Below are 12,091 nucleotides of genomic sequence, written 5' to 3'. Positions count from 1 at the left end.
CGCTCGTAGCCTGACCCCGCCAGTGGTACGCACGGCCGGGGGCTGGGCCGGCGGTGCGGCAGGGTCAGGCCAGCGGCAGCTTGAAGCCGACGTGGCTGGCCTCGAAGCCGAGCCGCTCGTAGAAGCGGTGGGCGTCGATACGGGTCGCGTCCGAGGTGAGCTGCACCAGGGCGCACCCCTCGCGGCGCGACTCCTCGACGGCCCATTCGATCAGTTGGGTGCCGAGCCCGCCGCCCCGCTCCTCGGAGTGGATCCGGACCCCCTCGATGATCGAGCGGGTGGCGCCGCGCCGCGACAGCCCGGGGATCACGGTGAGCTGGAGCGTGCCGACGGTGCGGCCGTCCCGGACCGCGACGACCAGCCGCTGCTGGGGATCCTGGTCCAGCCGGTCGAAGGCGGCACAGTACGGGGCCGGGTCGTCCAGGGACTCCCGGTGGGCGCCGAGCGGGTCGTCCGCGAGCATGGCCACGATCGCCGGGATGTCGTCGGCGGTCGCGCGCCGTATCTCGAAGTCGCTCATGCGGTGAGCCTACGCCGGGGCCCGCGAGCCCCTGACGGGCGGAGGGGAGGGGCCAGGGGCAGGGACAGGCAGCGTCCCGGCCGGTGGCGATCAGTACGCTGCGGTCAGCACGCGGCGATCAGTACGTGGCGGTCAGCCTCTCGACGGCGGCGACCAGCGGGGCCAGCTCCGGCCGCCGGGCGGCGTCGCCCAGGGCCTCGCGCAGCGCCGCGTCATGCGTCGGCCGCGCCTCCTCCAGGAGCTTGAGCCCCTCGGCGCTGACGTTGGTGTAGATGCCGCGGCGGTCGCTTGGGCAGATGTAGCGGGAGAGCAGCCCACGGTCCTCCAGCCGGGTGACCAGCCGGGTCGTGGCGCTCTGGCTGAGCACGACGGAGTCGGCGAGCTGCTTCATCTGCAGATGTCCGCCGTCGCCGTCGTGCTGTCCGCTGAGGACGTTGAGCACGGAGAATTCGCGGACGCTCAGATCGTGCCCGGCCTGCAGCGCACGCTCGATATGCGTCTCTATCCGGCCGTGCAGGGAGGACAGGGCGCACCAGCCCTGGGCGAGGGCCTGCCCCGCGGGCGGGGCGACGGCGCCGTGCGTCTTCTCCGGCATGGAACCCCTCCTTGGTGGGTGAGCGGATTCCAGGATAGTCCAGCGATGAAAAAGACCGCGTATGCAATTATCGGTGCTTTGTCGCCCGCAGCCGCCGCCCCCGGGCGGTCAGCCCCCAGGGCTTGATCACCGAGATCGCGGTGAGAAAGGTATAGACGCTCAGGCTGACCGACGGCGCCACGACCAGATCCGTGGTCGCGCCGACCGCCTGGCCCGCCACCACATCGGCCATCGCGGCGTTGATGCTGGCGCGCAGGGCGAAGGCCGTGGCGGCGGTGGTGAGCAGCGTCAGCCAGAACTTCACGTACACCCACCGGTGGCGCGCCAGCCCCCAGGGCGTCCCCAGCGACAGCACGATCCCGCTGGCCAGCGACAGCAGGCTGATCGGAATCAGCAGCCAGTCGCCCAGCACATTCATGGACCGGTACACCGCCCCGGCCTCTTCGGCGGAGTCGGCGACGGCCCCGGTGATCCCCAGGGCCAGCATCCCGAGGGTCAGTCCGAGCCATCCGACGGAGACGACGACATGCACGACGAGGAGGCCCCGGCGGACGGGGCGGGTGAGCTGCTGCATGCCCCCACCGTGGCGGCGCCGCGGCCACCGCGGCGTCTGACGGCAGGAGTATCCACACGTACTCCCGGCGGCGGGCGCGCGGGCCGTGACGGCGGCGCCGGCCAGAGCAGGGCCCGGACAGGGCGGCGGCAGTGCAGGGCAGGACCGGGGCGGCGGCGGGGCCCGGGCCGTGGGCAGAGCAGGACCGGGGCGGCGGGGCCCGGAGGGTTGCCTCTACGCTCGGCTGATATGACCAGACTGCATCTGTTCGATCTGGACGGCACACTCATCCACGGCTCCGCCGCCGCGATCGAGATCTCCCGGCAGCTCGGTCTGGAGCGGGAGATCGCCGCGCTGGAGCGGGGGTTCGCGGGCGGGGAGATGACGACGGCCCAGTTCGCGGAGCGTGCCTGCGCGCTGTGGGAGGAGCTGACGGAGGACCATGTGGCGGCGGCGTTCGAAGGTGCGCCGTGGCTGGCGGGGATCCGTGAGGTGTGGGCGGACATCCGGGCGCGGGGCGAGCGCTGCGCGGTGATTTCGCTCTCGCCGGGGTTCTTCGTGTCGCGGCTGCTGGAGTGGGGCGCGGACGCCACCCACGGATCGGCCTGGCCCGCCGTGCCGTTCCGGGAGCCGGTGGATCCGGCCGGGATCCTGACCCCGGCCGCGAAGGTCCGGATCGCCGATGAACTCTGTGCGAAGTTCGGGTTGACCAGGGATCACTGTGTGGCCTACGGGGACTCGCTCTCGGACGCGGAGCTGTTCACGGTGGTGCCGGTCTCGGTCGCCGTGAACGCCGACCACCATGTGAGCGAAATCGCATCCCACGCCTATGCCGGTCGTGATCTCCGAGAGGCTTACGAATTGCTGGGTAACCGCACGTAACTATCGGTAATTACACGAGTTGGCAGGTGTAACGAATGCGGTGTACTTGGGGCTTGTGAATTCATCCGGGGCCGGTAGGGTCGGGTCCGGTTCCGTGCGGCGTGCTGTAACGGGGTCAGAACGGGCATCCCAGGCCAACCGGCATAACGGGAACGCGGCCCCCGTTCCCCGGACTTCGGGCTATGTGCCCGGGGTGGGGAACGAGCGTGGCATGCTGCCCGGAAGAGAGTCACGGAGAGGGTCGGTACGACCATTCTCGCTTGAACCAGGGCACCAGGACGGGGAATTGCGGGCACATTCCGGCAGCGGAAGTGCGAAGACCGACAGAAAGATGTTCGAGGCGAGGCAACCATGGACGCTCCGACCACCACATCGTCGGCCGGCAGCGACGGCTCCGGCGGAAACAGTGGCGACTGGGGCTGGTTCACCCCGAGCAGGCGACCGGCCGAGGAGCAGGGGGCCCCGGACCGGCAGAGCGATGAGCGTGCGCCCAGCCGCCCGGTGAATCCGATACGGCCGGTCGGCACCGGAGCCGACCGCCGTACGCCCGTGGAGCCGCCCCCCGCGCCCGGCCCACCCGGCCCAGGGGTATCCGGTCCGCGACCGGGCGACCGCCGGGTGGACGAGCGTCGGGTGGACGACCGCCGGGTGGACGAGCGCAGGGCCCCCGGCCCCGCGACCCCCGGCCCAACGGCCCCCGGACGCGAGGAGCATCAGCGTCCCGACGAGGCGGCCCCGGCCCCGCAGGACGTGCGGCCCGGCCCCGACTCGCCGTTCGCCGTCCCCGAGACCGCTTCGCCCGACGCGATCCTCCTGCGCCGCACGATGGCCGAGGTCGAGCCCATCAGCGACAAGGTCACCTCGTACTTCTACGCGCTGCTCTTCGTCCAGCACCCCGAGCTGCGGCCGCTCTTCCCCGCCGCCATGGACGCCCAGCGCGACCGGCTGTTCAAGGCGATACTGACCGCCGCCCGGCTCATCGACGACCCCGACATCCTCACCGACTTCCTCACCCGGCTCGGCCGCGGCCACCGCAAGTACGGCACCCAGCCCGAGCACTACCCCGCGGTCGGCGAATGCCTGATCGGCGCGCTCACCCGCTACGCGGTCACCACCTGGACCGACGAGGCCGAGGCCGCCTGGGTGCGTGCCTACACCGCGATCTCCCAGATCATGATCGACGCGGCGGCCGAGGACGAGCTGCGCGCCCCCGCGTGGTGGCAGGCCGAGGTGGTCGGGCATGAGCCGCGCACCCACGACATCGCCGTGATCACCGTCCGCCCGGACCAGCCGTACCCCTTTCTGGCGGGCCAGTACACCTCGGTGGAGACGCCCTGGTGGCCGCGGGTGTGGCGGCACTATTCGTTCGCCTCGGCGCCGCGCTCCGACGGGCTGCTCTCCTTCCATGTGAAGGCCATCCCGGCCGGATGGGTGTCCTCCGCGCTGGTGCACCGGGCCCGCCCCGGCGATGTGATCCGCCTCGGGCCCCCCGCCGGGTCCATGACGGTCGACCACTCCAACGACAACGGGCTGCTCTGCCTGGGCGGCGGCACGGGTATCGCCCCGATCAAGGCGCTGGTCGAGGACGTCGCCGACTACGGCCGCCACCGTCCGGTCGAGGTCTTCTACGGCGCCCGCAATGATCACGACCTGTACGACATCGACACCATGCTGCGGCTGGCGCAGAAGCATCCGTGGCTCGCGGTCCGCCCCGTCGTCTCCGACGGCCCGACCAACGGCCTCAGCGGCCGGCTGCCGGACGCCGTGCGGCAGTACGGCCCGTGGAACGCGTTCGACGCGTATCTTTCCGGTCCGCCCGGGATGATCCGCAGCGGTGTCGACGCCCTGGTGGGCATCGGCATTCCGTCCCACCGCATCCGGCACGACTCCATCGAGGAGCTCGCCGCGGCCGCGGAATAGGGCGCGCGGACGGCAGACGGCGAAACACCGACATGAGGCAGGCATTCCGGCGATTCCGGACGGCGAATCAGTAGGACGGGGACGAGAACCGTGGACAGTGCGGAGCACCTCGACGATCGCACGTGGCGTCCGGGGAGCGACGGCGAACACCTTCTGCAGGGGCGGCTGGACACGGTCGACCGCGCCGACCGCTTCTACGACGACCAGGTGCTGGACCACCTCAACGTCCGGATGCGGGAGTTCATCGACCGCCAGGAAATGTTCTTCCTGGCCACCGCCGACGGGCACGGGGAGTGTGACAACACCTTCCGTGCCGGCCCGCCCGGCTTTCTGCGGGTACTCGACGCGCGCACCCTGGCCTATCCCGAGTACCGGGGGAACGGCGTCCTGGCCAGCCTCGGCAATATCCAGGAGAACCCCCACGTCGGCATTCTCATGGTCGACTTCTTCCGGGACCGGATCGGGCTGCATGTGAACGGCCGGGCCCGGGTGGTGGAGGACGCCGAGATGCGCGAGGCGCACCCCGGCCTGCCGGTGGACCCGGTACGGGGGCGGCGCGCGGTGGTCTGGGTCGAGGTGACCATCGAGGAGGCGTATATCCACTGCGCCAAGCACATCCCGCACCTCCAGAAGGTCCCGACGCAGCGACGCAGCGGCGGCGGCGACAACCGGCACCGCGGCCCCTCCGGTGACCAGGCCCTCGAGCACGACCGGGAGCGGGACTGGGGGACGGACGACGTCAAGCGGAAGGGCGGCGACTTCTTCGGCGCCGCCGCCGAGGCGCGCGACGGCCGCAGGAACCCGCCCGCCCCGCCCACCACCGCCCCAACGACCCCAACGACCCCAACGACCCTAACGACCCCACCGGCCCCGCGACCGGCGGACCTGCCCGGCCAGCGCGCCCCGGTGGCCCCGGCGGTCCGGGTGCTGCTGGCCCCGCCTGTTCCGTACGCCCCAGTGGTCCCGGGTACGCAGACTCTGGCCATGGCAGCCGTCGCGGGCCCTCAGACCCCGGTCACCCCGGCGGCCCCGGCCATCCCGGGGCTTCAGGCCCCGCCTGTCCCGTACGCCCCGGTGGTCCCGGGTGCTCGGCCCCTGGCCACGCCAGCCGCCTCGGGCTCTCAAACCCCGGTCACCACAGCAGCCCCGGTCGTCCCAGGTCCTCAGGCGCTGGCCACCCCGGCGTTCTCGGGCCCCCAGATCTCAACCGCCCCTGCTGTCCCGGACCTTCAGGCCCCAACCGCCGCCCCGGCAGCCTCGGCTGCCCCGGGTCCCCAGATCCCGGCAGCCCCGACGGTCGCGGACCCTCGGACCCTGGCGGTCCCGGCGGTCCCGGGCCTTCAGGCCCAGGCGGTCCCGGTGGGCCCGGCAGTTTCGGGCCCCCAGGCCCAAGCGGCACCGGCCGCCCCGGGCCCCGTCCCAGCCGTACCGCCAGTCCCAGCCATACCGCCCGTCCCAGCCATACCACCCGTCCCATCCGTACCGCCCGTCCCGGCCGCCCCACGGGCGCCGCGCTCGGTGGACCTTCCTGGCGAGGCCGCGCAGGCCGCTGCCCAGGCCGTCTCGGCCTCGCAGGCCCCGGCCGCCCCACCCGCCCTGTGGCCGGTGGACCTTCCCGGCCAGACCGTTCCGGTCGCCTCGGGCCCGCAGACCCCGGCGGCCCCCGCAGCCTCGGACCCTCAGACCTCAGCCGTCTCAGGCGCCCCAGCCGTCCCGGCCACCCCGGACCCCCAGACCCCATCAGCCGCGCAGGCCGAACCGGCTGACTCGGCTGGGCAAGCGCCGCAGCCCTCCGTGGCGCGCGCTGATCTCAGCCCGGCCATCCGGCCGGAGGTACGCCCCGACGCGGGGCCCGAGGCCTGGCGTGAGGAGGCCGAGCGGGTGCTGGCCGAGGCGCGTCAGCGGGCGGCCCGGAAGACCCAGCAGCCGTTCGGCGGCTGGTTCCGCTAGGTCCTGCCCCGCGCAGGCCCGCCCGGCAGGCGCTAGCCGAGGTCGTCCGCGAGCAGGGCCAGCACGCCCTCGATGTTGGCGTCGAGGTAGGCCCGCAGCGAGGGCGGCACCACCCCGACCGAGGCGATCCCCTCGCGGGTGAACGGGACGCTCACCACGTCGTACTCCCCGCACGGCTCGTCCACCTCCGGGCCGTGCCGCCGGGTGAGGTCCATCGAGGCGAGTCTGCAGACGAAGAAGTGCTGCACCTTCACTCCGCCGGAGCCGCCGGAGCCGCCAGCGCCCTGGGCGCCTTCGGCGCCGTCCGCGCCCTCCGCGCCCTCATCGGGATGGGAGACGGTGTCCACGAACGCGGGCACCACATCGGTCACCTTCGCCCCCAGCTCCTCGTCCACCTCGCGGTGCAGGGCCTCGACGACGGTCGCGTCCTCGGGCTCCATCCCGCCGCCCGGCGTGATCCAGTACGGCGCCTGGCCGGGCTTGGTGCGCTTGATCAGGATTATCCGGGGCGCGGCCTCGCCGTCGAGGAGAATGGCGCGAGCGGTGCGTTTGACCACAGGTCGTTCGGTCATGCAGGACATCTGCCGCACCCTTCGCCCCGCGAAACCACTTACTCACCAATCGACAGCCGCGCGCAACAGCCAATCGTGCGCCCGCGCGATATGCGGCAGCGCGAGCGCCCCCGTCCGCACCACCAGGAAGTAGGTACGCAGCGGTGGCACCGGCGGGTTGAGCAGCGCCACGATCTCCCCCGCGTCCAGCGCGTCCATGCACAGATAGCGCGGCAGGACGCCGAGCCCCGCGCCCTCCGCGACGCAGGCGAGCACCGCGCGCAGATCGGGCGCGATGATCGTGCCGGCGGTGACCGGCCGGGTGTCGAAGACGGCCGACCAGTAGCGGGTGACCAGCGGCAGGCTTTCGTGCACCTCGACGACGGGCAGCGCCTCCAGCGCGCGTACCCCCTTGACCTGGAGCACCGCGGGACCGCCGAGCCGGGCGGCCCAGCGCGGGGCCGCGACCAGCACGTGCTCCTCGTCGCACAGCGGGGTGGCGGTCAGCAGCCGGCCCCGCGGCCGGGCGGTGGTGATGACCAGGTCGTGATGGCCGGCGCCGAGCCCCTCGAACAGCTCCTCGGTGCTGCCGAAGGCGCAGCGCACCGCCAGGCCCTGGGTGACGAGGGTGGTCAGCGCGGGCAGGGCGCGCAGCGCGGTGAACTCCGGAGGGCCCGCGAGATGCAGGGTGCGCAGCGCCGAGCGGTCGTCGTCGAGACCCGCCTCGGTGATCTCCACCAGGGCGTCGAGATGCGGCGCGGCCTTGTGGGCGAGTTCGTCCCCGACGGTGGTGGGGACGACGCCGCGCGCCGTACGGAGGAACAGTGGGCGGCCCAGCTGCCGCTCCAGGGTGCGTATCTGGCCGGTGACGGCGGGCTGGGAGAGCCCGAGCAGCCCGGCGGCGCGGGTGAAGGACCCGGCGCGGTGGACCGCCACAAAGGTGCGTAAGAGGGCCAGATCCATGCGGTTCCCCTCGCCTCGTCGCGCCCCGAACGCATGCCAACTATAAATATGCCGATAGGTCCATGTCGCTACTGTGATTGGACACTGACGCTGAGTCAACTAGCCTTGTTCGAGCGGTTCTCCACGAGAAGAACCGGGGCGTCTCAAGCCACGAGGGGGGAGGCTTGAGACGCCCGCACAGGCGTACCCGCTCGCTTTCAGCCACCCGTCGCGGCGCAGGCCGCATCGAGCGCCCGCAGCACATCGGCGATCAAATCGTCCGGGTCCTCCGCGCCCACCGAGAACCGGATGAAACCCTCGGGCACCGCGTCGCCGCCCCACCGCCCGCGCCGCTCCGCCGTGGAGCGCACACCGCCGAAGCTGGTGGCGTCGTCCACCAGCCGCAGCGCGTCCAGGAAGCGCTCCGCGCACGCCTTGTCCGGCAGGGTGAAGGAGACCACACAGCCGAAGCGCCCGCCGCGCATCTGCCCGGCCGCGAGCCGGTGGGCGGGATCGGTCGGCAGACCGGGGTGGCGCAGCCCGGTGATCTCGGGGCGGTCGCGCAGCGCCTCGGCGAGGGCCAGGGCGGTCGCCGCCTGGCGGTCGACGCGTAGCTGGAGGGTGGCCAGGGAGCGGTGGGCGAGCCATGCCTCCATGGGGCCGGGGATCGCGCCCACGGTCTTGCGCCAGGCCCGTACCTCCGCGGCGAGCCGCGGATCGCGGCAGGTCACATAGCCGAGCAGCACATCTCCGTGGCCGGTGAGCGCCTTGGTGCCGCTCGCCACGGCGAAGTCCGCGCCGAGCTCCAGCGGGCGCTGGCCGAGCGGGGTGGCGAGGGTGTTGTCGACGGCGACCAGCGTGCCGCGGGCGTGCGCGGCCTCGGCGAGCCGGCGGATGTCGCAGACGTCCAGTCCGGGATTGGACGGGGTTTCCAGCCACAGCAGCTTCGTCCGGTCGTCCAGGGCGGCGAGCTGGGCGTCCTCGCCGGTCGGGGCGGTGCGCACCGTGACCCCGTAGCCCTCCAGCCGCTCGACCAGCGCCGGGAGGAGCTGATAGCCGTCCGACGGCAGTACGGCCGCGTCGCCCTGGCGGAGCTGGGACAGCAGCACGGCCGAGATCGCGCCCATACCGGAGGAGAAGACGACCGTCTCGGCGTCGGTGTCCGGTGACTCCAGCTCGCTGATCGCCCGCTCCAGCAGGGACCAGGTGGGGTTGGCGTCCCGGCCGTAGGTGTAGGGGCCGACGGGGTCGCCGGGGAGGTGGTAGTGGGCGGCGAAGACCGGACCCGGCAGCGTCGGCTCGTACGCCTCGGCCTCGGGCAGTCCGGCCCGTACGGCGCGGGTGCCATCGCCGGTCATGCGGGCTCCTTCCCCGGGTCGTCGTCGGCAGGGCCATCGGCGGCCGACACGCTCCTCTTGCTCTCGGCGCTCTGGGCGGCCCTCTCCGGGGTCTCTTCGGCGGTGTTCCCCGCGGCGTCGAGGGCCTCGGTGACCGCGTCCAGCAGCCCGCCGCCGGCGGCCTCGATCATCTCCAGGCACTCCTCGAAGTCGTCCGTCCCGCCGAAGTAGGGGTCGGGTACATCGAGGCCGCCCAGCGCGTTCTGGTCCGCTTCCGGGTCGTAGCTGCGCAGCAGCCGTACCTTCGCGGCGTCGTGCGGGGTCGGCGCGAGCGCGCGCAGCTCATGCAGATGGCCGCTGTCCAGGGCGATCACCAGATCGAGGTGATCGAACCAGTCGGCCCGGAACTGCCGCGCGATGTGATTCTGCTCATAGCCGTGGGCGGTGAGCACGTCGATGGCGCGGCGGTCGGCCCCGTCGCCCTCGTGCCAGGGCCCGGTGCCCGCACTGTCCACCTCGACACGGCCGTCCAGCCCGGCCTCCGCGGCATGGGCGCGGAAGACGGATTCGGCCATCGGCGAGCGGCATATGTTGCCGGTGCAGACAAAGCAGACACGGTAGGGCGACGGGTCTCTCATGCCTCCCATCATCCCCGGCCGGGATCAGTCCTTGTCATCGGGCAGCACGACGTGCAGGGCCCACGCGACTATGGAGACGATCAGGCCGCCGAGCACCGCGGTGCCGAAGCCGTCGACGTGGAAGCTCAGATCCAGCTTTCCGGCCAGCCAGGAGGTCAACAGCAGCATCAGGGCGTTGATCACCAGCGTGATCAGCCCGAGGGTCAGGATGAACAATGGAAAAGCCAGGAGCTTGACGATCGGCTTGACCACCACGTTCACCACGCCGAAGACCAGCGCGACGAGAATGAGGGTGAGCGCTTGGCGGCCGGTGTTGTCACCGGTGAGCGTGATGCCCTTGAGTAGCCAGATGGCGACGCCGAGGGCACCGGCGTTCGCGATCGTCTTGACGAGAAAATTCTTCATGGTTGAGATCGTCGCAGACAGGCCCCGCGGCAGGCAGGGGCCCCGTAGGCAGGGGTGGAGAGCGAATGAAGGCGTTCCGGCTGGATGAGCTGGAGGCGGAGCGGGCCGCGAACAACGGCGCGTATCTGCAGTTCCTGCGGGAGCGGAACATGTCCGTGGGGCTGTACGCGCTGGACGCGGGCCAGCCCGACTCACAGTCGCCGCACAACCAGGACGAGGTCTACCTGGTGGTGAGCGGCCGGGCGTCGGTCACGGTGGGAATGGAGACGACGCAGGTGGCGCGGGGCAGCGTGGTGTACGTACCGGCGGGCGCGGCGCACAAGTTCCACCACATCACCGAGGACCTGAGGGTGCTGGTGGTGTTCTCGCCTCCGGAGGGCTGATGCCGCCGGAGGGCTGACACCGGCCGAGGGTGATGCTGCCCGAGGGCCGGTGCCGCCCGAGGCTTGTCCACCGTGGAGCCGATGCGTGGCGGGACGGTCCCGTAGGGGTCCGCTCAGGGGAGGACGGGGGGCGAGGGACGCCCACGCGCTTCCGTCCCGTCCTAGCATCGAGGCAGGGAAGACCGGCCGTCGGCGTCCGGACCCACGGCTCGGAGAGAAAGCAGGGAGTGACGTGACCACGAAGGGGATATTCCGGGGCTTGCCGTGGTGGGTGACCTGGATCGCGATACCGGTCCTCATCCTCGCCGTGTTCGGCGGCCTGATCATGAGCGTGATCGGGTTTCTGGTGAGCTTTGTCTTCAAGGCGCTGCTGCTGGTGGCGCTGATCGCCGGGCTGGTCTATGTCGTACGGAAGTTCACCGCCTGACCCGCCCCGCCTGACCCGCCCCGCGGCGCTCGCCGCGTCCCACAGGGCCTGACGCATCCCCCGCAGGCCCTGTGGACCCCCACCGCGCGTGGATACGCCGCGCGGGGGATACCGCCGGGGCGGGAGCGCGGTCCGGCGCCACCCCTGCCGTTAAAGTGCGAGACCTCGGCGTTCTTCCTCTCGGCGTCTGCCTCGCAACAACACCCCGGGGGTGCCTGTTGACGACAGCGATCTTCGATACGGCCGGTGCGCCGGCCCCGATCTCCCGCCCACCGGGCCCACGTCGTCCGGCCCCGCGGGTCTCCCCACGGCAACACTGGCCATTTTCGTTCCCTCACACGAGGCAAACCGACTCCGCACAGCGATCGAGTCGCTACGCTCCAGAGTCGGCCATGCGCAAACAACCCGGGGCGGCGAACGATGCGTGACATGCGTGACACAGTTCAGGCGGAAGTGACGATGACCTTCCTGGTCTCGCAGGATCTCTCCTTTCGGATCCCGGTCGAGCTGTCCTACGACAGCAGCGACCCCTATGCCGTCGAGATCACCTTTCATCTGCCCGGCGACGCGCCGGTGAGCTGGGCCTTCGCGCGGGAGCTGCTGCTGGATGGGCTGAGCAGACCCACCGGCGAGGGGGATGTGCGCATCGCTCCCGCCTCCCCCGAGGGGCTCTCGGACGTCTTCATCAGACTCCAAGTGGGCTGTGAACGGGCCCTGTTCCGGGCCGGGGCCGCGCCTCTGGTGGCCTTCCTCGATCGGACGGACCGGGTGGTGCCTTTCGGCCAGGAGCCGGCGGCCTGCGATCCGGTCGGCGATCTCGACGCCGAACTCCACCGCATCCTCGCCGAGGACCGGTTCGCGGGCTGAGCGCCGGATACGCGGCGGCGGGCCGAGGATCGGTGTGCCGCGGCCGAGCCGTCCGCCATCACCTAACCGGCCGGATCACCGAGTCGGTCGGGCGGCGTGCCCGGTTGGTGGCTGAGCGTCT

The 12,091-nt window shown here is 71.9% G+C and carries 13 protein-coding genes and 1 pseudogene; 6 read left to right on the top strand and 8 right to left on the bottom strand.

Annotation, left to right across the window (positions count from 1 at the left end):
- Positions 1 to 64 precede the first annotated feature (64 nt).
- The 3 genes from STRVI_RS43495 to STRVI_RS43485 form a co-directional block, all read right to left on the bottom strand.
- On the bottom strand, positions 65 to 520 hold the full coding sequence (locus tag STRVI_RS43495) for a GNAT family N-acetyltransferase (RefSeq protein ID WP_014061940.1): 456 nt from the start codon (positions 518 to 520) through the stop codon (positions 65 to 67).
- A gap of 118 nt (positions 521 to 638) precedes the next feature.
- Complete coding sequence (locus STRVI_RS43490; RefSeq protein ID WP_014061939.1) at positions 639 to 1,115, bottom strand: MarR family winged helix-turn-helix transcriptional regulator; 477 nt, start codon at positions 1,113 to 1,115, stop codon at positions 639 to 641.
- A 67-nt stretch (positions 1,116 to 1,182) separates the two neighbouring features.
- Positions 1,183 to 1,689 (bottom strand): hypothetical protein, encoded by a 507-nt coding sequence (locus STRVI_RS43485; RefSeq protein WP_014061938.1) that lies wholly within the window; start codon positions 1,687 to 1,689, stop codon positions 1,183 to 1,185.
- A 228-nt stretch (positions 1,690 to 1,917) separates the two neighbouring features.
- Between STRVI_RS43485 and STRVI_RS43480 the strand changes: the two genes are divergently transcribed.
- From STRVI_RS43480 to STRVI_RS56595, 3 genes and pseudogenes are all read left to right on the top strand, one after another.
- Entirely contained in the window at positions 1,918 to 2,550 is a 633-nt protein-coding gene (locus tag STRVI_RS43480; protein WP_014061937.1) for an HAD family hydrolase, read from the top strand.
- 351 nt (positions 2,551 to 2,901) lie between these two features.
- Complete coding sequence (locus STRVI_RS43475) at positions 2,902 to 4,470, top strand: globin domain-containing protein (protein ID WP_014061936.1); 1,569 nt, start codon at positions 2,902 to 2,904, stop codon at positions 4,468 to 4,470.
- Between the two features lie 126 nt (positions 4,471 to 4,596).
- Positions 4,597 to 5,277 (top strand): annotated as a pseudogene (locus tag STRVI_RS56595) (pyridoxamine 5'-phosphate oxidase family protein); the annotation flags it as partial.
- Positions 5,278 to 6,452: 1,175 nt separating this feature from the next.
- Here STRVI_RS56595 and STRVI_RS43465 read toward each other — a convergent pair.
- The 5 genes from STRVI_RS43465 to STRVI_RS43445 all read right to left on the bottom strand — a co-directional run bounded on the left by STRVI_RS43465 (position 6,453) and on the right by STRVI_RS43445 (position 10,293).
- A complete protein-coding gene (locus tag STRVI_RS43465; protein ID WP_043241720.1) occupies positions 6,453 to 6,992 on the bottom strand; it encodes an NUDIX domain-containing protein in 540 nt (179 codons plus the stop codon).
- A 42-nt stretch (positions 6,993 to 7,034) separates the two neighbouring features.
- Positions 7,035 to 7,934 carry a LysR family transcriptional regulator gene (locus STRVI_RS43460; protein ID WP_014061933.1) on the bottom strand — a complete coding sequence of 300 codons (900 nt, stop codon included), beginning with the start codon at positions 7,932 to 7,934 and terminating at the stop codon, positions 7,035 to 7,037.
- Positions 7,935 to 8,131: 197 nt separating this feature from the next.
- Positions 8,132 to 9,271 carry a cystathionine gamma-lyase gene (locus STRVI_RS43455; RefSeq protein WP_014061932.1) on the bottom strand — a complete coding sequence of 380 codons (1,140 nt, stop codon included), beginning with the start codon at positions 9,269 to 9,271 and terminating at the stop codon, positions 8,132 to 8,134.
- A complete protein-coding gene (locus STRVI_RS43450) occupies positions 9,268 to 9,888 on the bottom strand; it encodes a low molecular weight protein-tyrosine-phosphatase (protein ID WP_014061931.1) in 621 nt (206 codons plus the stop codon). Before STRVI_RS43450 ends, STRVI_RS43455 begins: the two co-directional genes overlap by 4 nt.
- Before the next feature lie 24 nt (positions 9,889 to 9,912).
- Positions 9,913 to 10,293 carry a phage holin family protein gene (locus tag STRVI_RS43445; RefSeq protein ID WP_014061930.1) on the bottom strand — a complete coding sequence of 127 codons (381 nt, stop codon included), beginning with the start codon at positions 10,291 to 10,293 and terminating at the stop codon, positions 9,913 to 9,915.
- Between the two features lie 65 nt (positions 10,294 to 10,358).
- Between STRVI_RS43445 and STRVI_RS43440 the strand changes: the two genes are divergently transcribed.
- The 3 genes from STRVI_RS43440 to STRVI_RS43430 all read left to right on the top strand — a co-directional run bounded on the left by STRVI_RS43440 (position 10,359) and on the right by STRVI_RS43430 (position 11,970).
- The gene (locus tag STRVI_RS43440; protein ID WP_014061929.1) at positions 10,359 to 10,676 is read left to right on the top strand and encodes a cupin domain-containing protein; all 318 of its coding nucleotides are present in this window, start codon (positions 10,359 to 10,361) and stop codon (positions 10,674 to 10,676) included.
- Between the two features lie 232 nt (positions 10,677 to 10,908).
- Positions 10,909 to 11,103, top strand: coding sequence for a DUF5326 family protein (locus STRVI_RS43435; protein WP_014061928.1), 195 nt, complete (start codon positions 10,909 to 10,911; stop codon positions 11,101 to 11,103).
- 429 nt (positions 11,104 to 11,532) lie between these two features.
- A complete protein-coding gene (locus STRVI_RS43430; RefSeq protein ID WP_043237493.1) occupies positions 11,533 to 11,970 on the top strand; it encodes an SsgA family sporulation/cell division regulator in 438 nt (145 codons plus the stop codon).
- Positions 11,971 to 12,091: the final 121 nt, after the last annotated feature.

This window comes from Streptomyces violaceusniger Tu 4113 (assembly GCF_000147815.2).
In the GTDB taxonomy this organism is placed as follows: Bacteria; Actinomycetota; Actinomycetes; order Streptomycetales; family Streptomycetaceae; genus Streptomyces; species Streptomyces violaceusniger_A.
Note: the sequence above shows the minus strand (reverse complement) of the source record. Positions and strands in the feature narration are given on the sequence as shown.

Coding starts and splice junctions, on each gene's coding strand:
- STRVI_RS43495 (WP_014061940.1), bottom strand. CDS start 520: ATGAGCGACTTCGAGATACGGCGCGCGACCGCCGACGACATCCCGGCG.
- STRVI_RS43490 (WP_014061939.1), bottom strand. CDS start 1,115: ATGCCGGAGAAGACGCACGGCGCCGTCGCCCCGCCCGCGGGGCAGGCC.
- STRVI_RS43485 (WP_014061938.1), bottom strand. CDS start 1,689: ATGCAGCAGCTCACCCGCCCCGTCCGCCGGGGCCTCCTCGTCGTGCAT.
- STRVI_RS43480 (WP_014061937.1), top strand. CDS start 1,918: ATGACCAGACTGCATCTGTTCGATCTGGACGGCACACTCATCCACGGC.
- STRVI_RS43475 (WP_014061936.1), top strand. CDS start 2,902: ATGGACGCTCCGACCACCACATCGTCGGCCGGCAGCGACGGCTCCGGC.
- STRVI_RS43465 (WP_043241720.1), bottom strand. CDS start 6,992: ATGACCGAACGACCTGTGGTCAAACGCACCGCTCGCGCCATTCTCCTC.
- STRVI_RS43460 (WP_014061933.1), bottom strand. CDS start 7,934: ATGGATCTGGCCCTCTTACGCACCTTTGTGGCGGTCCACCGCGCCGGG.
- STRVI_RS43455 (WP_014061932.1), bottom strand. CDS start 9,271: ATGACCGGCGATGGCACCCGCGCCGTACGGGCCGGACTGCCCGAGGCC.
- STRVI_RS43450 (WP_014061931.1), bottom strand. CDS start 9,888: ATGAGAGACCCGTCGCCCTACCGTGTCTGCTTTGTCTGCACCGGCAAC.
- STRVI_RS43445 (WP_014061930.1), bottom strand. CDS start 10,293: ATGAAGAATTTTCTCGTCAAGACGATCGCGAACGCCGGTGCCCTCGGC.
- STRVI_RS43440 (WP_014061929.1), top strand. CDS start 10,359: ATGAAGGCGTTCCGGCTGGATGAGCTGGAGGCGGAGCGGGCCGCGAAC.
- STRVI_RS43430 (WP_043237493.1), top strand. CDS start 11,533: ATGCGTGACACAGTTCAGGCGGAAGTGACGATGACCTTCCTGGTCTCG.